19 protein-coding genes and 2 pseudogenes are annotated in these 23,791 nt (G+C 60.7%); 13 read left to right on the forward strand and 8 right to left on the reverse strand.

The features are described from left to right. Window positions 1-194 precede the first annotated feature (194 nt). The 4 genes from HAP41_RS43545 to HAP41_RS43560 form a co-directional block, all read right to left on the reverse strand. Window positions 195-641 carry a hypothetical protein gene (locus tag HAP41_RS43545; protein WP_166075020.1) on the reverse strand — a complete coding sequence of 149 codons (447 nt, stop codon included), beginning with the start codon at window positions 639-641 and terminating at the stop codon, window positions 195-197. A 34-nt stretch (window positions 642-675) separates the two neighbouring features. After that, entirely contained in the window at window positions 676-1,257 is a 582-nt protein-coding gene (locus tag HAP41_RS43550; RefSeq protein WP_166075013.1) for a hypothetical protein, read from the reverse strand. A gap of 319 nt (window positions 1,258-1,576) precedes the next feature. Beyond that, on the reverse strand, window positions 1,577-2,452 hold the full coding sequence (locus tag HAP41_RS43555; RefSeq protein WP_166075004.1) for a hypothetical protein: 876 nt from the start codon (window positions 2,450-2,452) through the stop codon (window positions 1,577-1,579). A 478-nt stretch (window positions 2,453-2,930) separates the two neighbouring features. Next, window positions 2,931-4,403, reverse strand: a complete 1,473-nt coding sequence (locus tag HAP41_RS43560; RefSeq protein ID WP_166074983.1) for a DNA cytosine methyltransferase — start codon at window positions 4,401-4,403, stop codon at window positions 2,931-2,933. Window positions 4,404-4,504: 101 nt separating this feature from the next. Between HAP41_RS43560 and HAP41_RS43565 the strand changes: the two genes are divergently transcribed. After that, the gene (locus HAP41_RS43565) at window positions 4,505-5,701 is read left to right on the forward strand and encodes a restriction endonuclease (RefSeq protein ID WP_166074966.1); all 1,197 of its coding nucleotides are present in this window, start codon (window positions 4,505-4,507) and stop codon (window positions 5,699-5,701) included. Here the strand turns inward: HAP41_RS43565 and HAP41_RS43570 are convergent. Beyond that, window positions 5,643-6,245, reverse strand: coding sequence for a very short patch repair endonuclease (locus HAP41_RS43570; RefSeq protein ID WP_321576661.1), 603 nt, complete (start codon window positions 6,243-6,245; stop codon window positions 5,643-5,645). The two genes, HAP41_RS43565 and HAP41_RS43570, sit on opposite strands and share 59 nt — an antisense overlap. On the opposite strand from HAP41_RS43570, the gene HAP41_RS43575 reads away from it, so the two are divergent. The 10 genes and pseudogenes from HAP41_RS43575 to HAP41_RS43615 all read left to right on the forward strand — a co-directional run bounded on the left by HAP41_RS43575 (window position 6,209) and on the right by HAP41_RS43615 (window position 19,548). Then, window positions 6,209-7,711: an ATP-binding protein gene (locus HAP41_RS43575; protein ID WP_166074948.1), complete on the forward strand. Its 1,503-nt coding sequence runs from the start codon at window positions 6,209-6,211 to the stop codon at window positions 7,709-7,711. The two genes, HAP41_RS43570 and HAP41_RS43575, sit on opposite strands and share 37 nt — an antisense overlap. Further along, window positions 7,708-10,473, forward strand: coding sequence for a Z1 domain-containing protein (locus tag HAP41_RS43580; RefSeq protein WP_166074931.1), 2,766 nt, complete (start codon window positions 7,708-7,710; stop codon window positions 10,471-10,473). Before HAP41_RS43575 ends, HAP41_RS43580 begins: the two co-directional genes overlap by 4 nt. Continuing rightward, on the forward strand, window positions 10,470-11,483 hold the full coding sequence (locus HAP41_RS43585) for a PD-(D/E)XK motif protein (protein WP_166074926.1): 1,014 nt from the start codon (window positions 10,470-10,472) through the stop codon (window positions 11,481-11,483). The genes HAP41_RS43580 and HAP41_RS43585 overlap by 4 nt, the downstream gene beginning before the upstream one ends. Beyond that, window positions 11,480-13,324: an AIPR family protein gene (locus tag HAP41_RS43590; RefSeq protein WP_166074923.1), complete on the forward strand. Its 1,845-nt coding sequence runs from the start codon at window positions 11,480-11,482 to the stop codon at window positions 13,322-13,324. Before HAP41_RS43585 ends, HAP41_RS43590 begins: the two co-directional genes overlap by 4 nt. A 47-nt stretch (window positions 13,325-13,371) precedes the next feature. After that, window positions 13,372-13,893, forward strand: a pseudogene (locus HAP41_RS50830) (LysR family transcriptional regulator substrate-binding protein). 317 nt (window positions 13,894-14,210) lie between these two features. Then, a complete protein-coding gene (locus tag HAP41_RS43595; RefSeq protein WP_166074885.1) occupies window positions 14,211-14,441 on the forward strand; it encodes a helix-turn-helix transcriptional regulator in 231 nt (76 codons plus the stop codon). Between the two features lie 97 nt (window positions 14,442-14,538). After that, window positions 14,539-14,709 (forward strand): annotated as a pseudogene (locus HAP41_RS43600) (JAB domain-containing protein); the annotation flags it as partial. A 278-nt stretch (window positions 14,710-14,987) separates the two neighbouring features. Beyond that, on the forward strand, window positions 14,988-16,262 hold the full coding sequence (locus HAP41_RS43605; protein ID WP_166074867.1) for a beta strand repeat-containing protein: 1,275 nt from the start codon (window positions 14,988-14,990) through the stop codon (window positions 16,260-16,262). Between the two features lie 94 nt (window positions 16,263-16,356). Continuing rightward, entirely contained in the window at window positions 16,357-17,700 is a 1,344-nt protein-coding gene (locus HAP41_RS43610; RefSeq protein ID WP_166053720.1) for an IS1380 family transposase, read from the forward strand. A gap of 120 nt (window positions 17,701-17,820) precedes the next feature. Beyond that, window positions 17,821-19,548, forward strand: coding sequence for an autotransporter family protein (locus HAP41_RS43615; RefSeq protein ID WP_166074808.1), 1,728 nt, complete (start codon window positions 17,821-17,823; stop codon window positions 19,546-19,548). A gap of 446 nt (window positions 19,549-19,994) precedes the next feature. Here HAP41_RS43615 and HAP41_RS43620 read toward each other — a convergent pair whose 3' ends face one another. Next, a complete protein-coding gene (locus HAP41_RS43620) occupies window positions 19,995-20,240 on the reverse strand; it encodes a hypothetical protein (RefSeq protein ID WP_135215889.1) in 246 nt (81 codons plus the stop codon). 608 nt (window positions 20,241-20,848) lie between these two features. Here HAP41_RS43620 and HAP41_RS43625 point away from each other — a divergent pair. Beyond that, the gene (locus HAP41_RS43625) at window positions 20,849-21,325 is read left to right on the forward strand and encodes a YybH family protein (protein WP_166074802.1); all 477 of its coding nucleotides are present in this window, start codon (window positions 20,849-20,851) and stop codon (window positions 21,323-21,325) included. 339 nt (window positions 21,326-21,664) lie between these two features. Next, on the forward strand, window positions 21,665-22,453 hold the full coding sequence (locus tag HAP41_RS43630; RefSeq protein WP_063980707.1) for a bestrophin-like domain: 789 nt from the start codon (window positions 21,665-21,667) through the stop codon (window positions 22,451-22,453). A 26-nt stretch (window positions 22,454-22,479) separates the two neighbouring features. Here the strand turns inward: HAP41_RS43630 and HAP41_RS43635 are convergent, their stop codons facing one another. Continuing rightward, window positions 22,480-23,298: a DUF1444 domain-containing protein gene (locus HAP41_RS43635; RefSeq protein ID WP_224580582.1), complete on the reverse strand. Its 819-nt coding sequence runs from the start codon at window positions 23,296-23,298 to the stop codon at window positions 22,480-22,482. Window positions 23,299-23,448: 150 nt separating this feature from the next. Continuing rightward, on the reverse strand, window positions 23,449-23,769 hold the full coding sequence (locus HAP41_RS43640; protein ID WP_063980706.1) for a YMGG-like glycine zipper-containing protein: 321 nt from the start codon (window positions 23,767-23,769) through the stop codon (window positions 23,449-23,451). Window positions 23,770-23,791 lie beyond the last annotated feature (22 nt).

Below are 23,791 nucleotides of genomic sequence, written 5' to 3' on the forward strand. Positions count from 1 at the left end.
TCGTTTTCAAAGCCGGTTGCTGACCTTGATCCGCCAAGCGAAAGAGGCTGCACCAACGATGGTAGGCTTCACCCGCTACCTACATCGTATCGGTGCGAAGGAATGGGATTCACGCCGGGATTGCGATCGGCACGTTATTTGGATTACTGCGCCGATATCAGGCGCCAGTTTGAACCTCGGAAGAACGAGGGTGCTCAAACGACCCGGATGTGCTGCCAAGTATCTGAGAGCAATGCGTCCACCGCGTCATCGAACTCTGATGCGACCCAGACCTGGCCGGGCGATTTAGGGTATCGCGCTACGTGGTTCTTGTGGATTTCACTCAGGTACTGCATTTCGTCGAGGACCTTGAGATTTGATTTCAGGCCGAGGTTACACGCATATGCATACAAGGCTGCCAGATCATGATTGCCCGGCTCTTGACCGGCAGCACGTTCCCCCGCCGTTTTGGCGTGGATTAAGACAGATCGAATTGCGAGTTCAGCCGCGTGCGCTAGGAGGAAATATCTAGGCCAGTTCGGCTGTCCATTCACGATATCCGGCATCCCGACAGCCTGGTCTCGATACATGCGCGCCCGCGCATGCCAATCCAAGGCCGGAAGAGAGGCTTTCAATGGGGGGAAGAAGATCGGCGGTTTCATGAGCGGCTCCGAAGCGCGCTCGTCGGTTGCATTGTCATCGCGCGAGCTCCTGCTGCACTCTCTTCACGCTTGCATCCACGTTCATCTTGAGTTTGTCCGCATCGAGCCCGATCTTGCGCACCTCATCCATAGCGACCGCCTCAAGATCCTTAGCCAGCTCTTCGAAGAATGTCTGATCCGCTTGCAGGTCGGCGATTACTGCGTCGCGCCGCCTAACCGAGATCGCCTCTTGCCCGCGCTCCCGCCAGAAGTTGTGCGCGAGGTAATCCCGCCGCCGCTTCGCCTCGTCGACGCGCTTTTGGAGCGCTGGATAGAGCTGAAGGAACTCCTTGATACCGCCTTTTCGGCTGATGAGCTGGCCGAACGTCTTAGCCTGCTGTTCGGCGAGATATTCCTCGAGTTTGTGAGCCATCGTGTACTGGTCGTAGATCGGCTTCCCGGCTTTCTTCGACTCCTCGTACATCCGCTTCACGAAATCCGCCGTCAGGATCAGGTTGGCCAGGATGCCCTCGACATTGCAGCCGTGAGAGAACGTCAGCCCGAAGTGGGCATACACGTCCTTCATATCGTCCTCGTCCCCCATGAGCCACCAAAAGACGCGCCACAGCCAGCGCATTGTCTGATCCCGGAAAGCGTGAAAGCCGCGGAACCCTACACCAGAACGCGAGAGACTAAAATGTCCCATCCTCGACGCGTTTCATGGCCGGACTATTGGGGTTTTTGACCTTTATCCAATGCCTCGATCGGTCGCTCTCGTACGGCAGGTCGCGCCGCTTGCGCCCCGGGGTGCCTACTTACATGCGCCACTTAGCCGAAAGCATCAAGGTGCGATACAGGAGCTGGGGCGCGCATCTCGAATATGCACTCTCCTACGCTCGTGAGGCTGCGGCGAAGCAAATAACGCTTCCAACTGCTAAGGCCGGCTCTTCAACTGATCACAGTCCGTAGAGCACGACTGGCTCATTGTTCGGGCGCACATAATTCGGATGTTCGGACAAGAACTTGAACTCCTGCTCCGCAGCATCACGCACTGTAATGTGTCCGATCCGCAGCTTATTGTAATACTCGTTCCTCTCAAGGTACGCCGTCGCGTCGTTGGGAACGGTCGCGTAGAGGAGTCCGTTCGACAATGAGAGAAGGTCGATGAGCAGATCAAAGGCGAGCAGCAGCCGGTGCACATCTTCGAGCCGGTAAAAGTTTCCGGAATCCATCCCGTGCAAAACGACGTGGCGATTCAAAACCGACAATGAGAAGTCGGCCACGCCCGTGTCGACATAGATGGACTGGTTTATGAAATTGCTGAAGGCGGCGCGGTACATGTCTTGGACCGCATCGAACTCCGACGCGTTCGCAAAATGATGAACAGGGATATTTGCGATTGCCGTCTTGAGCCCCGCAAAACTCGGCTTCCTGTTCGGGCTCCCAAGCTGCCAGCCTGCGAGTGACAGCACCACGCCTTCGAGTGCCATCAACAGGAGCGCTATCGCAGCCGGATACTCGCGCTTGTAATAGCTAAAGATCGCCGACTCATACAGGTGCGAGTATTCCTTGAAGTGCGGCGTCTGAAGACCGAGCCAGACGTATCGAGCCCGCACCTGATTGCTGAAGGCGACGTCGCAAAGGCGCTCGAAGATCTTCTGCTCGATCAGCCTTTTAGCGTTTAAATCGGCCGGCGGGTTCGCGTCGATGAATTGCGAGAGCGCGTTCAGCTCGGTGAACTCCTCGCCCACGACATATGGCGCGACGAACCAGCCGTAGTCCTCCAATTTTGCGGTAATTATCGGGTATTTTTGGATCCATTGGGACATCATGAGCCTTCAATCCGTTTGTCTTTGCGGCATCGTTCAGTCAAGACGATTCGATAGCTTTTCCGGTCTCCGGCAGCCTGTGCGTAAACCGTGCTACTCAACCGCCTTTATCATATGACCCCCGCGGCTGCGTGATCAACAAGTCGACGCCGAGATCTACGAGCGCCATTTCTCGCACCACCAAAATATCCTCGACCACCCTCTCCACATGCTCAGAAGCTGCAGATCCAGTCGGCTCGGTGGTCAGCCTCGCCCTGACGCGTTACGCCAGCCCGGTCTCAGCCCCTCGCATCTAGGGACTAACCGAAGTTCGAACAATGCCTCTGAGCAATCGAGATGAATTCTCCAACGTCCTGTATTGCGGTCGCTCAAAGAGTCCGCGAGAGTTTGAGTGAACGCACCATAGTTCAGTGCGGTTATCCCTTTGACGGGGCTTTAGTCCACGGCCCTCGCGATACTTGCGAAGGCTTACCTTGTATTTCTATTCCGCAGCTACAGCGGGAATGAGCGCGCTTCGCAGGCTTGAAATGATCTCAAAGGCCAGTTCGCGCGCCATGACCGGTGGGACAGCATTTCCTATCTGCCGAAATGCGGGATTCATCGTTCCGGCAAAGACAAAGCCGTCCGGAAACGATTGAAGTCGCGCTGCCTCGCGAACCGTGATTACCCGCGCCTGGTCGCTGTCGTAGTGAATGTGCGTATAGGTATCCTTTCCGATGTGCGCCGTAAGCGTCCGAACGGGACCGTTCGCCCGCAATTTCCACCACCGGTTCGGAAATTTGCCCGGGTCGTACGGCGGCACCATCGAATCGCGAAGGGATCGCCACTCCGCGCTCTTGGGTGAAAGTTTGCGACGGCTTGCGGCGGCCTTAAACAGTTTCAGTGCCACAAGGTGGGCCTGCGGATATTCATCGCCGGGCGCCATCGCCCTGAATATTCTGGAGTCGCGAGGCAGATAGCGAAGCACGTGATCATAGACAGCCTCGCCGGCCTTGAAGCCGGGCCACGATCGCATGAGCTGGGCGTAGGAAGAGAGGTTCTCCCAGGCCGTTCTGCGGTAGTATGCCGCCTCGGTAAAGCGCCGCGCCCCACGCTTTAACGTGCCTTCGAGGTGAGATGTGACCAGCGGCAGGTCGCCGATCGCTTCGCGTGCAGTCACCGCATGCGGAAGCCCTTTGTGGCCCGTGTCCGGTTTGACGAACGCGTATCCCTCTGACGAGTTGATCAGCTTCAAGGAAACGGCGCGGGTGCCGGCGTATCCTCGCGGAAGATCGCAATGGTGCGTTGCCCGGGGAAATTGGACGATCGCTCCCAGCTCCTTGCGATAGGCGATCATGTAGACGCGATCTCGCATCTGAGGCACGCCGTGATGCGCAGAGTTGATCAGCGAATAGGCGGCGTCATATCCCATATCATTGAGCGCCTCCACGATCTCCTGGACGACGTTGTGACCGCCATAGTTTAGAACGTCAGGCACGTTCTCGAAGAGGATCGCGAGCGGTTTCAGCCGATCGACATAGTGGAGATACCGCAGATATAGATTTCCCCTGGGATCAACTTTGAACGCGCGTGGGTGATCGGCTATCTCCCGTAGCTTCGCTCGGCCGACCCGTGCATACGCCTGGCAGGGCGGCCCCCCTATAATAATATCGATCGCATGCGAGGTCGCACCCAGTCCGAATTCCTCGACAAGCTCTTCGGGTTCAAGCGAGGCTACGTCGCGCGGCATTGCATGGAGATCAAGGACCTCTTTTGGCGCACCGTTGAAGAAATTTATCGCGTGCGAGCGGGCAGCCAGTTTGTCAATTTCCAGCGACGCGGCAATGTCGCAACCGGCCGCATGGAAGCCGAGGCTCAGGCCGCCACAGCCTGCGAATAGATCGAGAACCCGCGGGCGCGCCTGTGGATTGCTAAGACGAGCCAATTTGGCGGCAACGCCGTCGAGTGATTTCATCGACGAGAAAGTCCATGGTAGGGAGTGGTGCGCCGCCGCAACTTACCAGGTTCGACGGACATTGCCAGGCCGCCTGAGCAGAAATAACCGGGGAGAGTGCCGTGGGGGATGCGGGAAGGTCGATCTCGTTCGACGCGCTTGGAGGGGCCGATCTGCACGTCGACGCACTATATGAGGGCGGTCGCTCCGGCAATGCTGGCGATGACCCGTTTCCTCGTCTTCTTCGGGTTTCCAACCAGGGTGGCTTCCGGTACCGCGGTTCTCTCGCCGCCCTTGAAATGGTCGTACTGACTTCCTCGATGAGCGACGCCAACTGGCCTGATGAGCTTGATCGGGAAACCGGCGCGTTCACGTATTATGGGGACAACAAGCAGCCGGGCCGCGCCCTCCATGCGACGCCCCGCAACGGCAACGAACTACTTCGCCGCATTTTTGCCGCCGCGCACGAGGGCGAGACTGGCCGGCGCACCGTTCCGCCGATTTTCGTATTCGGCAACACTGGTGATTGGCGGGACGTGATGTTCCTCGGGCTCGCGGTGCCGGGCACTTCGGAGCAACAGGTTGCGGAGGACCTGGTCGCGATCTGGCGGACTGCGAACGGCATGCGCTTTCAGAATTATCGCGCACGCTTCACCATCCTGAATGCGCCCCTTATTGAACGGACCTGGATCGAAGAAGTAATAGCAGGGACGCCCCACACGCAACGCGCGCCGCAGGCGTGGACCGACTGGGTGGAGAGGGGCCGGTATCAACCGCTCAAATCTACCCGCTCCATTGAGTACAGGACAAAGATCGAGCAACTCCCCTCCGGCGCAGAAGACCTTGCCATCATTCGCGAGGTCCACCAATTCTTCGCAGAACGTCCGCACGATTTTGAGAAGTGCGCTGCCGCGCTTGCTAGGCTGATGCTGCCTGACATCGCAGAGCTCGATCTGACGCGTCCGTCACGGGATGGCGGTCGAGACGCGATAGGCAAGCTGCGCCTTGGTCACGGGATCGCATCCATCCTTGTCGACTTTGCCCTGGAGGCAAAGTGCTACGCGCTCGACAACAGCGTTGGCGTGCGGGAAATGTCGCGCCTCATCTCTCGGCTGCGCCACCGGCAGTTCGGAATACTCGTCACGACGAGTTACGTCGATCTGCAGGCGTATCGCGAGATCAAGGAGGATCAGCATCCGATCATCGTGATCTCGGCGCGCGACATTGCCGGCCTCCTCAGGCGACACGGGCACGCGGACGCTACCGCCTTGAGGGCTTGGCTTGATCGCGAGTTTTCTGCGCCGACCGTCGCACCTTAGATATCGGACCAGCGCGGCGACCTTGCTTCCCTGGCGGTCCAAGCTCCTTTGCGAGCCGTCCCGCCAGGGAAGCAAGATCGCCCAGCTGGCACTCCCAGACGGTGACCACTCGCCAGCCGGCAACCTCTAGTTCCCGCTTCGTTCTTCGGTCGCGAGCAACGTTGCCATCGAACTTGCGCTGCCAGAACTCTGCACGGGTCTTGGGAATGTACGCCAACCCGCAGTCGTGGCGGTGCCAGAAGCAGCCGTGCACGAAGAGGGCAACCCGCCTGCTCCGAAAGACGATATCTGGCTTACCCGGAAGGTCCCGGGCATGGAGCCGAAATCGGTACCCCACAGCATGCAGGAGCCTGCGAACGGTCATCTCCGGTCCCGTGTGGCGGCCCCGGATGCGCCCCATCAGGGCGCTGCGCTTGGCTTGGCTCATGATGTCGAACCGCACACTCGGCTCGCCATCGTCCGCAACCGCTGGTAAGTTGCCGTCTTTCCCTTCCCGTGGGGCTCTCATTGCCTTTGCCCGTGCCAACGCGTGCCGTACCGCCATCCGCTGCCGCCCTTGTTGGCTCCCTTCGGGGGGTCGGCTATTCGCTTGAGACAGCGATTGCCGACATTCTCGACAACAGCATAGCCGCCGGCGCCAAGAGTATCGAGATCCAATGGGAATGGAACGATGGTGAGCCGGTCGGGTGGATACTCGACGACGGGTCCGGCATGCATGCCGATCGCCTGGTCGAAGCCATGCGCTTTGGTGGCATCGGGCCGGAAGCCGAGCGAACGGCTGAGGACCTCGGTAGGTTCGGGTTAGGTCTTAAGACCGCATCACTGTCGCAATGCCGACAGCTGACTGTGGTCTCAAAAACCTCTTCCGGCCTGGCGTCGTTCACGTGGGACTTGGACCAGCTTCGCAAGAGCGGCGGCGGGTGGGATTTGATCGAGGGCGACGCAGGCCTCTGGAGCGAAATCCGCGATCAGTTGAAATCGAAGAAGTCGGGCACGCTCGTTGTATGGCGTAAGGTCGACTTTGGACGAACGAACGATCGACCGAGCTACGAATCGTTTCTCGCCGATCTCCAGCGCGTCGATGCGCACCTTGCTATGGTCTTCCATCGCTTTCTCGCAGGTGACGCCGCAGCGCTCAAGATCACGCTCAATGGTAGTCGGGTGAAAGCGTGGGACCCTTTCTTGGAAAGCGATGAATCGATCATCCGAAATCCAGAGCAGCATATAGATGGCCCGGGCGGCAGGGTTCGCGTCCGCGGCTTCGTTTTGCCACACCGGGACCGGTTCCGCAACGAGATCGAATTCGAGAAGGCCGGCGGCCCGGATGGATGGACGGCCCAGCAGGGCTTCTATGTCTACCGGCACAAGCGCCTGCTGTCGGCGGGAGGTTGGCTCGGACTTGGTGGAAGCCGCGCGTGGACCCGAGACGAAACGAGCCGGTTGGCCCGCATACGCATCGATATTCCCAATACGGCGGACCATGATTGGCGTATCGACGTTCGGAAGGCGATAGCTCGTCCACCGGATGCGATCCGTAAGTCACTCCAGAGGATAGCCGAAGACGTTCGCCGCAAAGCGCGGGAGGTATTCGTCCATCGCGGACAGTACGGCAGTCGGCAGAAGGCGACCGGCGTATCTCGAATATGGCAGGTAAATCCTGAGGGCGCGAAGCGCCGGTATACGGTGCGACGCGACCACGAACTGATCCAGCTGCTCAAGGGGCGCATGGACAAGACGGGTTTCGATCTGCTTGATGGGCTGCTCGATCTTATCGAGAGAACCGTTCCTGTTGATCGCGTATGGCTTGACGTGACGGAGCGTGGCGTACCTGACGAGGCGGTCGACAGCTCGGAGCTCGTCAACGCTGCGCTCTCCATGGCGAGAATGATGGAGCGAGCGGGCCTCACTCCTCACGAAGCCGCGGCGCGGCTGGCCACGATGGACCCGTTCGACAAGGTCGAGGATATCGAAGGAAAATTGATGCGGAAGCTGCAGGGGGCGAAGCGATGAGTTCAGTTGAGGATGCGATCGGCTCGATGGCCCTCATGATGCTTCGGCAGCGCCATCCCGACACTGCGGTCGGCAGGGAGGAGATCGAGAAGGCGGTCGGCGATTGTGCGAAGCTCCTTGCGCGGGAGATGTTGGCTGAGCAGCTCGCGGCGATCGTGCAGGAGTTGGAAACGAGGCTCATCGTCAAGGTTGGGCGGCCAACGCGACTCGTTGACGAGCGAGGCCACGTTCCCTGGTATTTCGGGGATCGAAAGGAAGGGCGCAGGTTCTTCAAGCGCTACAGCGATTTCCTGATGCAGGATCAGGGTTGGCCACCGGCGGCGATCGATGCGATCGACCTCTCTACCGATCTGATCATTGAGCAGATGGAAGACCCGAACCGTGACGGCCCCTGGGATCGTCGCGGGCTCGTCGTCGGGCACGTCCAATTCGGAAAGACCGCCAACTACGCCGGACTGGCGAGCAAAGCGGCCGACGCAGGGTACAAGCTGATAATCATACTCGCCGGCATGCACAACGCGCTCAGGCAACAAACTCAGCGTCGCATGGATCGCGATTTTCTTGGCTACAATACGACTCCCGCAAGTGGCGGCGCTGGCTTCACGCGCATCGGTGTCGGCGAGCTTGATCGCAGCATCCATGCCGAGCACCTCACCACCCAGGCAGCGAACGGGGATTTCAATCGCGCGTTCGCGGACAATCTTGGGATCGGCGTGCAGCAGAGGCCGGTGCTTCTGGTCATCAAGAAGAACGCTCGCATCCTCGAAAATCTGAACAATTGGGTCAGCGAGGTCTTGGCGCCGCGGGGCGACACGGAGGCGCGTCCGCTTCTCCTCATCGACGACGAGGCCGATCAGGCATCGGTCGACACGGGCGAGCAGCAATTTGACGAGAATGATGCTCCCGATCCAGATTACGAGCCCAAGCGCATAAACGGTCAGATACGACGCCTGCTCTCGTCGTTCTCTCGATCTGCGTATGTGGCGTACACCGCGACCCCGTTTGCGAACGTGCTCATTCATGATGCCGCGGCAACGGAAGAGTACGGCGACGACGTTTTCCCGCGAAGCTTCATCATCAACCTTCCGTCGCCGTCAAACTACGTCGGACCGGGCCTGCTGTTCGGAATTGATGGGGCCGGTGCCGACACGGCGCAGGAGCCGCTCGACGTCACGCGGGACGTTGATCAGGACGATGAAGGATGGATCAAGGTCGACCACAAGAAGGGGTTTGCGCCCCGGCACGACGGGGAGGACCGTATTCCTCCGTCGCTTGAAGACGCCATCCTGAGCTTTGTGCTCGCATGTGCGGCCCGCGCGGCGCGTGGCCAGCGCAACGTGCACAACTCGATGCTGGTCCACGTCTCTCGCTACAAGGACGTGCATCAGGCGGTCTTTCGGCAGGTCGACGAGTGGGTCGCCGATCTCAAACGCAGGCTCAAGTATCGAACAAAGAAGAAGGACCCGATCCTCGATCGACTGCGAGAGCTCTGGGAGCAGGATTTCTTGCCGACGTCGGCGACGATCAGAGCAACGGAAATCGGAGGAACGCTCCCCATAACCGAATGGTCCGCGGTCGAGCGCGAACTTTCTACCGCCGCCGACAAGATCAGGCCGCAGGTCGTCAACAGTGAAATTCGCGATGCGCTCGACTATGACGGCAATGCCGCGCAGGGGCTCAACGTCATTGCGATCGGCGGCGACAAGCTCTCGCGCGGACTGACGCTGGAGGGATTGACGGTCAGCTATTTTCTGCGACCGTCAAGAATGTACGACAGTCTCATGCAGATGGGCCGTTGGTTCGGGTACCGGCCTGGCTACGTCGATCTGTGTAGGCTGTACATGACGCCTGACTTGCAGCTGTGGTTCCGCCATGTGGCGACCGCAGCAGAAGAGCTGCGCGCGCGCCTCGATCACATGGCCATGATCGGGGCGACCCCTGAGCAATATGGTCTCAGGATTCAGTCCCATGACATCCTGCTCGTCACCGCCCCGAACAAGATGCGTCACTCAAGGGAATTCCAGGTCTCATTTCAGGGCGAGGCAAAGATACAGACGGTCCTCTTCAATGATCAATCGAGAAACCAGCGCAATGCTGCGACGATCACGAACTTTCTGGATCGGATCGGCCGACCTGCCGAGCCTGCGCGCGAAGCGAACTTCAAGGCTCTTGGGGAGCGCCGCCTGTGGAGAGGCGTAGCCGGCGCTGAGGTAGCTACTCTTTTGGGGTCGCTCCTTTTTCCTGAAGAGGCGCGCGATGTGAATGCAGCTCGCCTTAGCGCATACATCCGCGAACAACTCGGTGCACGCGAACTGACCGACTGGACGATCGCGGTCCTCAGCGGGACGGGCGAGTCGCTGACGGCGAATGACTGGGCCTTCAAGACGATCGAGCGAGCTCCCTTGGACCGTGGGAAAGCATCCGGCCGGTATGTGGTGAAGACCATACTCTCGCCTCGGGATGAGGCCATTGACCTTGATCAATCAGAATTTGATCGAGCGCTTGCTGCCACAAACGCAAAGCGCTCGGCAGCCGGCAAAGACCCGGCAACCACTCCCGATGGGCCTGAGATACGGAGGGTTCGCGGCGAAGACCCCAAGAGAGCCCTTCTCCTACTCTATCCGCTCTCGCCCGAAAAGGCGGAGCTGCGTGACATCGACGTACCGATCTTCGGGGTCGTTGTGAGCTTCCCTGACTCTCGCAGCGGCCGATCGATCCGGTATCGGTTCAACACCGTCGAACAGCGGCTTGAACCGGTATGACATCGATTCGGAACGATCTCGTATCGAAATGGGCCGAGGCTGCGCGCGCCGCACCAAGCGACCGCGAATGGAGAGCAGTCGCCCTCGCTGTACCTGCAACAGTGCGCTTTCTGGCGGGCATACGAGAGCCGGACGGTCGTATCGCACTCCTCATTGAAGCCCCCCTTGGCGCCGCGCCGGCCACGCTGTTGAGAATCGCCGCAGAAGGCGTGAGTCTCAGCGACCGACGGGACCCGGCTCAAGGCGTCGTTCGCATCGCCGTCGCCCTGGAGCGAGAGCCGCTGCGCGATGTGTTTGAAGTCCTGGCAGCCGATCTTGTGGATGTCATCCGACAAGCTGCAACCCCTGCTCAGGCCCTCACGATCGGCGTTTCGCGGCTGGAGGCTTGGCAGGCCTTTCTGCGCTCCGGCCGACGCGGCCTCTCAAGAGAGGAGCAGATCGGACTGCTCGGGGAACTCACCATGCTGGAGCTTCTCTCTGGCGAGATCGGCCATGAAGCGGCTGTTGAGGCTTGGTTCGGTCCTCTGGACGGCATTCACGACTTCAGCAGATCGGGGATCGGGATCGAGGTCAAAGCGGTTGCCGGCGGAGGAAACCTCGTGCGGATATCGCGCTTGGACCAGCTTGATCGCCGGGGACTTTCATCCCTGCTCATCGCTCGTGCACGATTCCAGGAAGCACCCGAGGGACGTACCGTGCTCGCGGCCGTGCGCGACATTCGTGAGGCCATCGATCGATCCGCACCCGGCGTAAGGCGAGCGTTCGATGATCGGCTTCTCAGGGCAGGACTGCTTGAGGTCGAGCCGCAAGCACCTCCGGAATTCGCATTCATTCTACAGGACCTGTACGGCTTTGAGGTGCGGGTAGACTTTCCGCGGCTGACCGGCCTTTCGGTACCGCCCGAAATTGTGGATGCGTCGTACTCTCTGGACGAAAGACTACTTGGCGGCTTCCTGATCGGGGCGGATAGTCTATCTCGATCTCTTAGAATGATGGGCGGGGCCTCATGACGGACGAAGCAATGGAGGCGTTCGCGCGGGAACTTGCGAGTGAGGTTGACGAGGCGATCCAGTCAGGCGACGGCAGCATTTATAGTGAGGAAGAGTTCACCCGCATTGTTTTGGACCGCCTTGGCGACGAAGGAGCGATTGAGAACCCCACGCTCTTGTGGCAGGAGGGCACCTTCGCGCGAACAAAATACAAGATAACCGGCTATTCCATTCCCGACGACGAGGAACGTCTCATCCTTGTGACGACGATCCACACGGGAGAAGTGCAGCCGCGCGCGTTGACCCGCGACGAAATTCTGAGCGCACTTCAGCAGGCGATGAAATTCTACGAATGCAGCTGCAAAGGGCTGCATACGAAGATCGAACCATCGAATACTGACGCGAGCGAGTTGGCTCGGCATATCTATGAAGCCCGCGAGCAGATCGGCGTCCTTCGGGTAGTCCTTCTATCTGACGGACTCACAGGGCTCAGATCAATCGACCTCAAGAAGGCTTTTGATGGCACGCGAGTCATTGTCGACCTGTTCGGCGTCGAGCGGCTTCAGCGACTCCTCGGACAGGGACTGCGCCGCGACGACATCGTCGTAGATTTCAGCGCCGACTTTGGCGGCCCCCTTCCATGTCTCAAGGCTTCCTCAGGCAGCGCCGACTATGAGGCTTATCTGGCTTCCATACCAGGCGCGTTGCTTGCCGATGTCTACGAGAAATACGGTACCCGACTGCTCGAATTGAACGTGCGAGCGTTTCTCGGGCTACGTGGCCGAAAGAGCGTGAACGCGGGACTTCGAACGACAATTCGCGATCTCCCGCACCGCTTCCTTGCATATAACAACGGTATCGTGGCAACCGTGGATTCGATGGAGGTCGAGGACAGCGGAAACGGGTACTTCGGAGTCAAATCGGTTCGCGGACTTCAGATCGTCAACGGTGGTCAGACAACCGCCAGCCTGCATCGTGCCAAGCGGCAGGATGGGGCTAACCTGGACGCGATCTCAGTACCGGCCAAGATCATCTGTGTGAGCGGCGCGGATCTCGACGAAATGGTGGCGGCAGTCTCGAAGTCCGCCAACAGTCAGAACACCGTTCAGCCCGCGGACTTCTCTGCGAACGATCCTTTCCATGTCGTCGTGGAAAAACTCGCGAACAATACCTGGTTGTCCGACGGCAAAGGCCGCTGGTTCTACGAGCGCGCTCGCGGAAGTTATGGCGCAGCAGAGCTAAAAGCGTCATTCGCCGCAGGCCAGAAACGACGGTTTGCGCAGGAGACGCCGAAGGAGCGCAGGTTCTCGAAGACCGACCTCGCGAAATACCTGAATGCCTGGGAGGGGCAGGCACATCAAGTGAGCTTCGGTAATCAGAAGAACTTTCAGTTCTTTATGCAGGCGCTGAAGGACGAGCATCCGGATGGATTTGAGCCGGATACGGCGTGGTTCAAGGCGTTTGTTGCTAAGGCGATTCTCTTCCGGGCCACTCTATCGATCGTGCGAGGAAAGAAGTTCGCCGCGTTTCAGGCGAACATCGTCGCGTACACCATTGCGAGCCTTTCCTGGGCATGTAGTGGACGCATTGACTTCGACATGATCTGGACGCGACAGGCGATATCGCCTGAGCTGCATAAGCTTCTTGAGAACTGGGTGGGGAAGATCGACAAGGCGCTTCGAAAGACAGCAGGCAATCGCATGGTGAGCGAGTGGGCCAAGAAGGTCGACTGCCGCGATGCGCTTCGTGAATTGTCGTTCGACCTGCCGGACAAGCTTCCTCCTGAACTGGTCGCTCAAGCAGGCGCTGGAGGGCGCAGGTCCAGCCGTTCCAATATCCAAGACGACGCGCTCAGGCTTTAAGGCGCGTACCCGCACACCTTCGAGCCTTTCAAACTCGCTATCCCAAGATCGACGTCACACTCCCGGAGGGAGGCGATAACGAGGTGCGAGATTGGGTGGTACGAGACGCCATAGACATCGGATTCACTTCAGAATCGTCGAGCTGGCGACCGAAACGATCGCGGAGGACGAGTACGTTGTAGTCACAAGCGCTCGTCATTCATCGTGGCCTAACGAACCAACTCGCGATTCCTGCGATTGCAGGACGCTCTTTCATCATGTCAGCGTCGGGTTGCGAGCCCGCCATCCAGGCCATGTTTGCTGAGAGTGATTGCTCTCCAGACATTGCGTTCCGGGTTCGAGATATGGGGACGCTCCTAGAAATGGTCCGCCAAGGACTTGGGGTGTCGGTCATCCCGGCCTTTTCGGCGCCGGCTAAACAGACGGGCCTACGTTTTCATAAATTGAACCCGGCACGTCGACGTGCACTTTTGATGGTGACAAATAGCCGGTCCCAACCCACTCCCGCAGTACGCGCGTTCAGTGATATGATACGGTCACAATTGCGCATCTCCGCACGCAAACAATGATAGCGTTGGATCCGGTTCGCCGCTGGTTGCGAACCGCGAAGGGTTGGGGCACCACCCTTCCCTTCGCTTCTCTATGGTCGATTAGGCTAGCGGCCGAGCGTCCTATTTGCCGCCGTCTCTATCCAGCTGCCGCACACCGCACAGCCGTCTCTTTTCAATAATGAAGTCGTGCTGCATCTACGATCGTGCAACAGCGTGAGCCACGACGTCTCAGATTTCCTGTCAGGGATCGAAACCGACTGAGCGGCCAAGCTTCACGATCGACAACCGTTCCGGTGGCGATACGGCCCGACTCTCGTGTGGCCGAAGGAGGCGTGATGACGAGCAGCAAATTCCTGACACCTGAGGAAGTCGCCGAGCGCTACCGTGGTGGCATCTCCGTGGGCACGCTCAGAAACTGGCGCGCAATGCGGATCGGCCCCTCATTCGTGAAGATCGGCAAGGCCGTCCTCTACCCGATCGATGAGCTTGATGCGTGGGACGAAAAGAATAGAGTGCCTTGCCGTGCGTCAAATAGAGTCACGGAGCATTCTCGTGACCGCGCGTGATGATCACGACGAGGCACTTCGAACATGCCCCAATTCCCGGCACCAACAACCACGTTAATCTCAGATTGACGCGCTATTTCAAGTATTTACGCGAGAGATGATCCTGCTGCACAACCACCCCAGCGGCGATCCCTCGCCGTCGCAGGCCGACATCCAGATGACCAAGGCGATCATCGACATCGCAAAACCGCTCGGTATCGCCGTGCACGACCACATCATCGTCGGCAAACAAGGTCACGCCAGTCTGAAGGGACTGAAGCTGATCTAAACGACGTCGCCTCTTGGGGGCTAAAGCGGACCTTACCGCGAACCTCGCAAAACGACGCGATTGCCCCAGAGCAGTCATCAGTCCCGCTGGCAACTAGAGGTTGTCCAGAGAGCACGGCGTGGATCCGTTGGATCAGCATTGTTGTCCCATGCGTGACTCGTGAGCGACAGCGGTCGGGATAATGGATTGCTGCCGCGATCGCCACAGATGCGGCGTCTTCGCACAACAATTCTGGTGCTCGTTGCCTTTCGTGATCGCGTGTGATCGGGCGCAACAAAATGGAACTGCGCAAGCCTTTGCGATTACTTGCCGGTCAGGCGCCGCGTCGGCACCCTCTGCGAGCACGGGTGCTTTCCGTTGTTCTGCCTTGCGTGATTATCATCGCCGCACCGCAAGCGGCCCGCGCTCAATGTACAACTGATCCTGTCAACGGCGGCATCCTTCAGAACGGCGGAACCTGCGTAGCCAATAATCCGGTGAGCACCGGTTTCAACATCGCGGTCAGCGCGTTGAACGGCGCAAACGTGACTACCAATGGCACGGTGACGGCCAATGGTGGTGGAACAGGAATCCAGGTCACCGCAAACGCCACGGTCACCGCAAACGCAAATGTAACCGCCGCCAGCACTGGCCTGATTGCGAACACCGGCGGCACGATCATCATTAATGCGATCACCCTGGCGAATTCTGGCGGCGGCGGCGCGGCCATGATCGCCACCACCGGCACGATCATCGCGAATAGCACGACTGTGAATTGGAACGGCGGCGCCGCGGTCGGGGTGGGCGGGGTGGTGCAGGCCACGGCGGGAGGTCTGATTCAATTCACACCTGGCTCGTCGATCAATCTCAGCGGTGGCTTCGGCAAGTTGATGACCGCCGACGGTGCGACAAGCCAAATCATCGCCAATGGTCTTTCCGTGAACATGGGTGCTTCGGGCGGCATGACCGCGGCTACGGCGCAGAACGGGGGGAGTATCCAGCTTGCGAGCGGCAGCAGCATCACGTTCGCCGGAGGCGGCGGGAATACCGGCTTATCGGCAACAGGGACCAACAGTTCGATCACGGCGACCGATCTGAGCTTGTCGGTAGGTAATGGCGGTGGTGATGTCGGTGTGAACGCCGCGTCCGGGGGCCAGGTGACGTTGACGCGCGGCTCCGTTACCGTTCCGGGCATTGGCGGCGGGGAGATAGGACTTCGGGCGACGGGGGCGAACAGCCTGGTTACCGCAAACGATGTGGTCGTCAGCGTGACGGGAGGCGGTGGAAACGCTGGAGTGAATGCGACGACCGGCGGCACCGTTACGACGAGTGGTGGCTCGGTGTCCGTCGTCAACGGCGCGGGCGGGCTGCTGCAGAACGGCGGCAACGTAACCATGACCGGAACCGACGTGACCGCGTCAGGAAATGGCGGCTTCGGCTTTCTGTTCAACGGTAGCGGAAACACGTTGCAGTACAGCAACGCCACCATCGTGGCCAGCGCCGCCTCCTTCTCGGTGCAGGGCGGCGCGGCCAACATCAGTCTTAGCCCGTCTTATTCGTCAGAGGGCGCCTGAGAGGCTGGCGAGCGTGGTGTAAAGCGCTGATGCGGCGTAGGATTCGGTTGCAAAGCCAACCCCATCACCTTCAGCCGCGAACACCACGCCCGCCATGACCGACGATACGATTCTGCCCTTCTCGTTTCCAGCCGTTCACGCCAAGAAAGTCACAGCTGCCTTCGATGGCGGTCGGCTGACCTCGAACGGGGGCGTGATGCTTCTGGCGATGGCCGAGCGGCGTCTCGGCTTGGCCGACAATTTGGCCCGGGTGTTCCCGGATCGGCGCGATCCGACGCGGGTCGTGCACAGCCTGGTCGATATGTTCCGCGCGCGCATGTTCGCGATCTGCTGCGGCTACGAGGACGCCGACGACCTCGATCATCTGCGGTCCGATCCCGCATTCAAGCTGGCCTGCGGACGGCTGCCGGACACGGGTCGCGATCTGTGTTCCCAACCGACGCTGTCGCGTCTGGAGAATGCTCCGCGCCTGCGCGACGTGATCCGACTGACCTACACTTTGGTCGACGCATGGATGGATAGCTACCCGCGCGAGCCGGCATCCGTCACGCTCGACATCGATGATACCTGCGATGTCGTCCACGGCCATCAGCAGCTCTCGCTGTTCAACGCTCATTATGACGAACGCTGCTTCCTGCCGATCCACGTCTACGACACGGAGAAGAGCCGGCCCGTGGCGGTCGTGCTGCGGCCCGGCAAGACGCCGGGCGGCGTCGAGGTGCGTGCCCATCTGCGCCGCCTGGTACGGCATATCCGGACGCGGTGGCACAACACGCGAATTACGTTCCGTGGCGACGGGCACTATGCCCGGCCGGAGGCAATGGCGTGGTGCGAGACCAACGGCATCGACTACATCTTCGGTCTGTCCGGCACCAAGCCGCTCGCCAGAAAAGTCGACGCGGTCGCCGACGACATCCGCACGCGACGCGCCATCGAGAACCTGCCGGTTCTGCGCGGCTATACCGAGACGCGCCACAAGGCAAAGTCCTGGGATCGCGAACGACGCACCGTCGCCCGTATTGAGGCGACGATGCTCGGCCTCGACATCCGCTTCGTCGTCACCAGCCTCGATGTCGGCTCGGCCGAGTGGATCTACGACAGCCTGTATTGCGCGCGCGGCCAAGCCGAGAATCTGATCAAGCTGCATAAGACGCAGCTCGCCTCCGATCGCACCAGTTGCCGTTCGGCGCTCGCCAATCAAGTCCGCCTCGTTCTCCATACCGCCGCTTATTGGCTGATGCTGACCGTGCGCGACGCCATTCCCAAAGTCCGGGAATTGGCCACTGCCGAGTTCGCGACGCTGCGTCTTCGGCTCTTGAAAATCGCCGCCCGGGTTGTCGAGACCAAGAGCCGCATTCGCCTTGCGTTCGCCGCGGCATGTCCCGAAGCCGACCTGATCCGCAGCTTGCCCGGCGCGCTGCTGCCGCTCGGTCCTTGACCGGTGGGGCGTCCGCCCGCGTTCACCCAACCCATCCCTCAAGCGCGTTGCAAAGTACCGGTCGTCAGGCGGTGAAAAGCCGAAGGCAATCCTGTGCGCCTCGTCAGCGGAGGTGTGCGGATGCACCAGTCGGACCAAAATACCGCGCTCTCACGAATAGGGCGGGTTAGTAATGCCGTCGCAGTAACAAATAACAACACCCTGCTCGAAACGGTGTCTGGAGCCAGCACGACGTTCAACGCACAGGCATCGACCTTGCGAGGGGTGATTACGACGGCGGCCGGCGGCATCAGCACAGTCACCCTTGCGCAGAATACCGTCTGGACGATGACGGGCAATTCGAACGCAACCAACCTGACCAACAACAGCAGTGAGATCATCTTCACCCCGCCGACCGCGGACCCCACACAACTGTCGAGCTACAAGACGCTGATTGCGAATAACTATGGGGGCGCAGGCGGCTTGATCACGCTCAATACTTTTCTCGGCAACGACACTTCGCCATCCGACAGGCTGGTCATTAACGGCGGCGCAGCGACGGGCTCGACAACGCTCAGAGTATTGAACACGACCGGTCCCGGCGATCAGACCGTTGCGAACGGCATCCTTTTGGTGCAGACCGTCAACAACGCCACCACGGCGCCCGGCGCTTTCTCGCTCGCCGGCGAGGTGCGCGGCGGCGCTTATGATTACTTCCTGTTTCGCGGCGGCATTAACGGCAATGCGCCCCAGGATTGGTTCCTGCGCTCGACTTTCGATTCGGGGCCGACACCCCCGGACCCGCCGATTATCCCGCCGCCGATCCTGCCGCCCGATCCGCCTCCGGACGGGCTGCCGCCCGGCTCCTACCCAATCATCGGGCCTGGACTTGCAACGTACGGGTCCGTTCAACCTATGGCCCGGCAAATCGGCCTCGCCACGCTTGGTACGCTCAACCAGCGAGTCGGCGACACGATGACATTGTTGAATGCGGGTACCGACCCTAATGGCTGGGGCCGGTCAGACTGGGCGCGCGTTTTCGGTCAGCAGATCAACGGCCACTACCAGCCCTTCGCCGACCCGCGCACCGATGGCTGGCTGGCGGGCTTCCAAGGCGGAATCGATCTCTGGCGCGGCAGCACCATCCCCGGTCACCGCGACTCTGCTGGACTTTACTTCGCCTATACCCAGGCGCGGGCCGACGTGACCGGGCTGGTCACAAACCCGGCCGCCACTGGCTACATGCTCACCCACACCGGGACCAACGACATCCAGGCTTACTCGGCCGGCGGCTACTGGACGCACTACGGTCCGACCGGCTGGTACCTCGACGCGATCCTGCAGGGGACGCTCTATCGCGGCAACGCGACGACGCAATTCACGCAATTGCCGCTCAAGGGCGCCGGCTTCGTTGCCTCCCTGGAGACGGGCTATCCAATCCCGCTGCCGCTTGGCCCAGGCTTCGTGCTCGAGCCGCAGGCCCAGATCATCTGGCAACGGGTATCGTTCGACGAAGCCAATGACGGTCTGGGCCCGGTCGGGCTGGGCACGACGTCGGGTCCGATCGGACGGCTCGGCCTGCGCGGGCAGTGGAACATTGCCAGCAGCAACGGGATGCTCTTGCAGCCTTATGCAGGCGTCAATTACTGGCGCAGCTGGGGCGCGGGAGCGGACACCACTTTTGGCATCGATCAAGTGCTGCTGCTGCAGAAGATGCAGACGGTCGAAACCTTCGTCGGCTTCACCGGCAAGCTCGACAAGAGCTATAGCGTCTATGCTCAATTCGGTTATCAATTCGACGTCGGCAGCACGGTCAACGCGGGCCCGCAAGGCGCCAAAGGCACCGCGGGCATACGCTACAGCTGGTGAATAGGGTTCCAGCAAGCTGCTTGCGATCTCTACGCGCAGCGAGGCCCGCATTCCGCGGCCTGCCGTATAAACTATGTGCATGTCCGGATGCGGCCCTGTTTGAGACATGCCGACCGACCTTGAGAATGTCCGCGAACCGAGGAAGACCGGAAGTGGCCAGCGCACAAGGCAGGCCGCTTCCATGCGGCCGTCTTCGCTTGGTCACGAATGACCCGGAATGGCAGCCTACAACGCGCCGATCGCCTCGGCTAAAGCATGATCCGGAAAAGTGCGCAGCGGTTTTCCCTCTCGACAAACGCGGAGCGCGTTTGCGCGGAGATCATGCTCAAACAACAACCTAAAGCGCGATGACGATTCATCCCAATCTCATCGCGCTTTAGGCAAGATGACTGGCCAGCCGAAAGGTCTCTCAGCGAGCTCGGCAGGGCGGGCCGATGATCACTTCCTTACGGCAGCGACCCTCTAAGGTCCGCGACACCAAAATCTACCGTGGCTCCGCCACCGTTCTCAGAAGTCGTCTGGGTGCGGGCCTCGCTGTGCGCTGACACAGCGATGACCCGGTCGCCTTTCTTCTCCGCCAGTCCGACATTTCGAGCGAGGATCGCGCCAAGCAAAAGCATCGTGACCATCAGCCCGCTCACGGACGCAGTCACATAAACATTGGACCAATTGCGCATCACTACACCACCCATGCGCATCGCCCCGGCCCGATGCAACATGCGTCGTTGAGTCGTTAGGCGATTTGGTGGCGCGGCAGTGGCGTTCTGGAGTTCACCTCACTTGTTACGCGGTGGCGGCCACTCGTTGCAGGTTCGTGGCGAGCGGATTGCTTTGAGCAGCCTTTCCTGTGGACCGCCGCACTTCCATCACAGGAGGCAGCATGGACTCAGGCATACTCCGAAATTGCGCGGCTTGCTCTCCCGGCCGCGCGGATCTCGCCTGGAGCCCCGGCTGGTACGGTCGGGGCTCTCTTTGGAGCGGCTCTCCGAGACCGTTCAGCTTGGCCTCGGGCGGCGGTCTTGGTGCTGCCAGTCGCCTAAGCCACTAACCCGATCACTAGCTCCGTCAGAACTGCTGACGTTGCTATCCGCTTCCGGGATTTCAGCGCTGTTCGTCTGGATCAGAAATAGCTGTTTCTGCATCTCGACGAGGCGCGCGCGGCTATATTGCCACCGGATAAACTAGCTTCACCGGGTGAGTCTCCCGCACATTTCTGGCATTTCGCGAACCAACGGCATGGGATAACCTCTGTCTGTTTTCCTGACTTCATTTTCTCAATGGCAGACAATAGGAGAGGAAAATGAGTGCGAAATCATTGGTCTTCGCATTGCTTCTCCCGCTTCTGATGTGGGGCTCATCTGCAAGGGCGGATGATCTTCGTACAGCGATGGAAGTCTCCAACCAACAATGGCTGAACGCATTTAACACTCCAAATACCGCGGCATTTCCAGCCATGTACACTGACGATGCTATCTTGGTACCAGGAGGCTCCCCGGTCGCAATTGGGCCTGAGGCAATCAAGCAATTTTGGGAGGGTGCCATCAAAGCGGGCTTCAAGGATCACACCTTCGAGATAATTGAGACCCGCGCCGATGGAAATCTCGCGTACCTCCTGTCGAGTTGGACTGTGAACCAAGTCAAGAGCGGGGGCGAGGTACGGACGATGAGCGGGCACACGTTGCGCGTTCTGCTTAAACAAGCTGACGGGAACTGGAAGACCAAGGCCCACACCTTTATTCCGCAGAATCCGCCAGCACCCAAAGAAGCAAAGAACTAACATCTTTGTAATGGAAGACAGCGCCCGTTTACGAAATGAGCAAGCGGGCGCTATTTCCACTTACGGCGTCGCGAGCTCCTCCAACAACGCCTTTGCTCCACTCAGGTCACGGGTGTCGAAGCCCTCGGTAAACCAGCCGTAGACCGGAGCGAGAAATTCTCGAAGGGTCCTCATTCCGTCTCCCTTGATCGCGCCGCAGCCGCGCCGTGCTAATTGTTGCGCGCAGCTCAAATGACGACAATTCCGGGCTGCATCGTGGTTCGTCGTCGGCACGAGCGGCCACGCCGGCCTGCGCGGATGCGGTTGATCTAGGGCTTCGAATCAAGTGACAACAGCGGCATGAGCGACTGGCTGCACAATCTGCCGGTGCCTGCAATGGCGCTGGTGATCTTTGGATTCACGTACCTGCTCGCCGCGGCCATCTTCGCAGGCATCGCGAGGGCCGCGACGGAGGAGCGCGCGAAGTCGCTGAAGGCGATCTCGCCGGGCATGCTGCCGGTGCTCGGCATCATCTTCGGCCTGTTCGTCGCCTTCATCGCCGCGCAGGTCTGGGGCGACAGCGACCGCGCCAGCGCCGCGGTGAGCCGCGAGGCCAGTGCGCTACGCAGCGCCGTGCTGCTGGCCGCCGGCTTGCCGGCGGAGCAGGAGACGAAGCTCCGCGGCCTAGTGCGCGACTATGTCGGCCAGGCCGTCGCGGTGGAATGGCCGATGATGGCGCATCAGGAAGTGTCGCTGAAGGTCACGCCGCCGGCACTTGCCGAAGCCCTGCAGTTCGTCGTCGCGATGACGCCGCAAGGCCCGGGGCAGGCGAATGTGCAGCGCGAGCTCATCGCCGCGCTGGAGCAGGCGCTGGACGCGCGGCGGCAGCGGATCATCGTCAGCCTCGCCGCGGTGAACCCGGTCAAATGGTGGTGCCTGTATCTCCAGGCGGCCTGCGCGCTATTGGTGATCGGCCTCGTTCATTGCGACAACCGGCTGGGATCGGCGATCGCGATGGGCCTGTTCGCCACCGGCGTCGCCACCTCCGTGCTGCTCATCGCTGCGCACGACCGGCCGTTCGCCGGCCAGATCTCGATCCAGCCGGAGCCGCTGCTCCAGATCATGCCGGCAGACCCCGGCAAGAGCTGAGCAGAGCGGCCGCCCGAGAGGGCATCTCACCGGATGAGTTGCCATCCCTTCGGCGTCCAGCGCAGCAGCGTGCCGGACAGCGGCTTCGGCGCGCGCGCCATCATGTTCCTGGCCAGCGCCCGCAGCGCGTCGATCGCGGCACTGCTGTCTTCGCTTGCATAGAGCACGAGATCGGCCGACGGCGCCGCGACGATCAGGACACCGCCCTGGGCCTGCGCGAGCGGCGCCCAGCTGTCGATCAGCGCGAGCCGGCTGGTCTGATAGTAGTCCCCCGTCAGCGTGCCGAACTGTCCTGACGGGACCGCTTTTGCGACCGTCGTGAGCGGCTTCACGCTGCTGCGCAGATTGGCGATGGCGATGCCGAAGACCTGGTCCTGCGTCAAGCCGAGCGCGGCACGATCCTTGTCGTTGAACACCTTGACCGCCCGCGGCGAGTCCAGCACCGGGACGATCACCAGCCCCTCTGCCAGGGGCCGCGTCAGCGCCGGGCCGCGCGCGTCAACCTCCCGAAGCGCCTGCCGCATATAGTCGGCCGAGCGCACGACCACGCGAAGGGCTGCTCGGGTCGGCGGATCATTTCGGCTGCTCGCCGTTGCCTTGACGCCGCTGACATAGGCGCCGATCTCCCTGGCGCAGCCGCCGGTATTGGCTTTGCAGAAGGCGTAGATGCGGTCGAGGTTGGTTTGCAGAGGGCCGACCGACAGCGTCAGCGGTCCCTTGATCACGACCGGGGTGTCACGAATCTCGGCGCGGATGCGCTCGGCCACGAAAGCCGTAAACGCGGGTTCGTCGGCTGGAATCTGTTGCGCCCGGGCAGCCCCGGCTCCGACGAGATCGCCGGCCACGATCGCGGCGATCAGCCACCGGCATATGCGAGATCGGATGCTCATGCGAACCACCAGCTCGGGAGAGCGGCTCGCCGGCCGATACTCACCCCTCCGCGCCCAATCTACTGCCGGGCGCCGTCAATCCTGTGGGCGCCGGCGGTTGATCGATCAATAGCAATAGCGTTGGCTGACCCGGACGTAATAGCCGTCGGGACGCTGCACATAACAGCCGCGCTGATAGGCGTAGTAACCGGAGCGGCGGCGCTCGCCCTCGGAAGCGATCGCAGCGCCCGTGCCGGCACCGACGACCGCGCCGATTGCGGCGCCGCGGCCTCCGCCGAGCGCACCACCGAGGATCGCCCCGCCGACACCGCCGATGATCGCACCGCCGATGGCATCCTGGGCTGCAGCCTCATGCGCCGGCATCGCCATCGCGACCGTCAGACATGCCGCGATTCCAAAACTTCCAATGCGAAGACCTCGAAGCATGCTCGCCCTCCCTGTGATGAGC

Source organism: Bradyrhizobium barranii subsp. apii (assembly GCF_011516635.5).
GTDB classification, from domain to species: domain Bacteria; phylum Pseudomonadota; class Alphaproteobacteria; order Rhizobiales; family Xanthobacteraceae; genus Bradyrhizobium; species Bradyrhizobium barranii.

Bases quoted from the DNA above. Each gene is read 5' to 3' on its own strand.
- HAP41_RS43580 (WP_166074931.1), top strand. From the start codon at position 7,708: ATGAGTTCAGTTGAGGATGCGATCGGCTCGATGGCCCTCATGATGCTT.
- HAP41_RS43545 (WP_166075020.1), bottom strand. From the start codon at position 641: ATGAAACCGCCGATCTTCTTCCCCCCATTGAAAGCCTCTCTTCCGGCC.
- HAP41_RS43590 (WP_166074923.1), top strand. From the start codon at position 11,480: ATGACGGACGAAGCAATGGAGGCGTTCGCGCGGGAACTTGCGAGTGAG.
- HAP41_RS43615 (WP_166074808.1), top strand. From the start codon at position 17,821: ATGCACCAGTCGGACCAAAATACCGCGCTCTCACGAATAGGGCGGGTT.
- HAP41_RS43550 (WP_166075013.1), bottom strand. From the start codon at position 1,257: ATGCGCTGGCTGTGGCGCGTCTTTTGGTGGCTCATGGGGGACGAGGAC.
- HAP41_RS43570 (WP_321576661.1), bottom strand. From the start codon at position 6,245: ATGGCGGTACGGCACGCGTTGGCACGGGCAAAGGCAATGAGAGCCCCA.
- HAP41_RS43610 (WP_166053720.1), top strand. From the start codon at position 16,357: ATGACCGACGATACGATTCTGCCCTTCTCGTTTCCAGCCGTTCACGCC.
- HAP41_RS43640 (WP_063980706.1), bottom strand. From the start codon at position 23,769: ATGCTTCGAGGTCTTCGCATTGGAAGTTTTGGAATCGCGGCATGTCTG.
- HAP41_RS43605 (WP_166074867.1), top strand. From the start codon at position 14,988: ATGGAACTGCGCAAGCCTTTGCGATTACTTGCCGGTCAGGCGCCGCGT.
- HAP41_RS43625 (WP_166074802.1), top strand. From the start codon at position 20,849: ATGAGTGCGAAATCATTGGTCTTCGCATTGCTTCTCCCGCTTCTGATG.
- HAP41_RS43595 (WP_166074885.1), top strand. From the start codon at position 14,211: ATGACGAGCAGCAAATTCCTGACACCTGAGGAAGTCGCCGAGCGCTAC.
- HAP41_RS43620 (WP_135215889.1), bottom strand. From the start codon at position 20,240: ATGGGTGGTGTAGTGATGCGCAATTGGTCCAATGTTTATGTGACTGCG.
- HAP41_RS43630 (WP_063980707.1), top strand. From the start codon at position 21,665: ATGAGCGACTGGCTGCACAATCTGCCGGTGCCTGCAATGGCGCTGGTG.
- HAP41_RS43555 (WP_166075004.1), bottom strand. From the start codon at position 2,452: ATGATGTCCCAATGGATCCAAAAATACCCGATAATTACCGCAAAATTG.
- HAP41_RS43560 (WP_166074983.1), bottom strand. From the start codon at position 4,403: ATGAAATCACTCGACGGCGTTGCCGCCAAATTGGCTCGTCTTAGCAAT.
- HAP41_RS43585 (WP_166074926.1), top strand. From the start codon at position 10,470: ATGACATCGATTCGGAACGATCTCGTATCGAAATGGGCCGAGGCTGCG.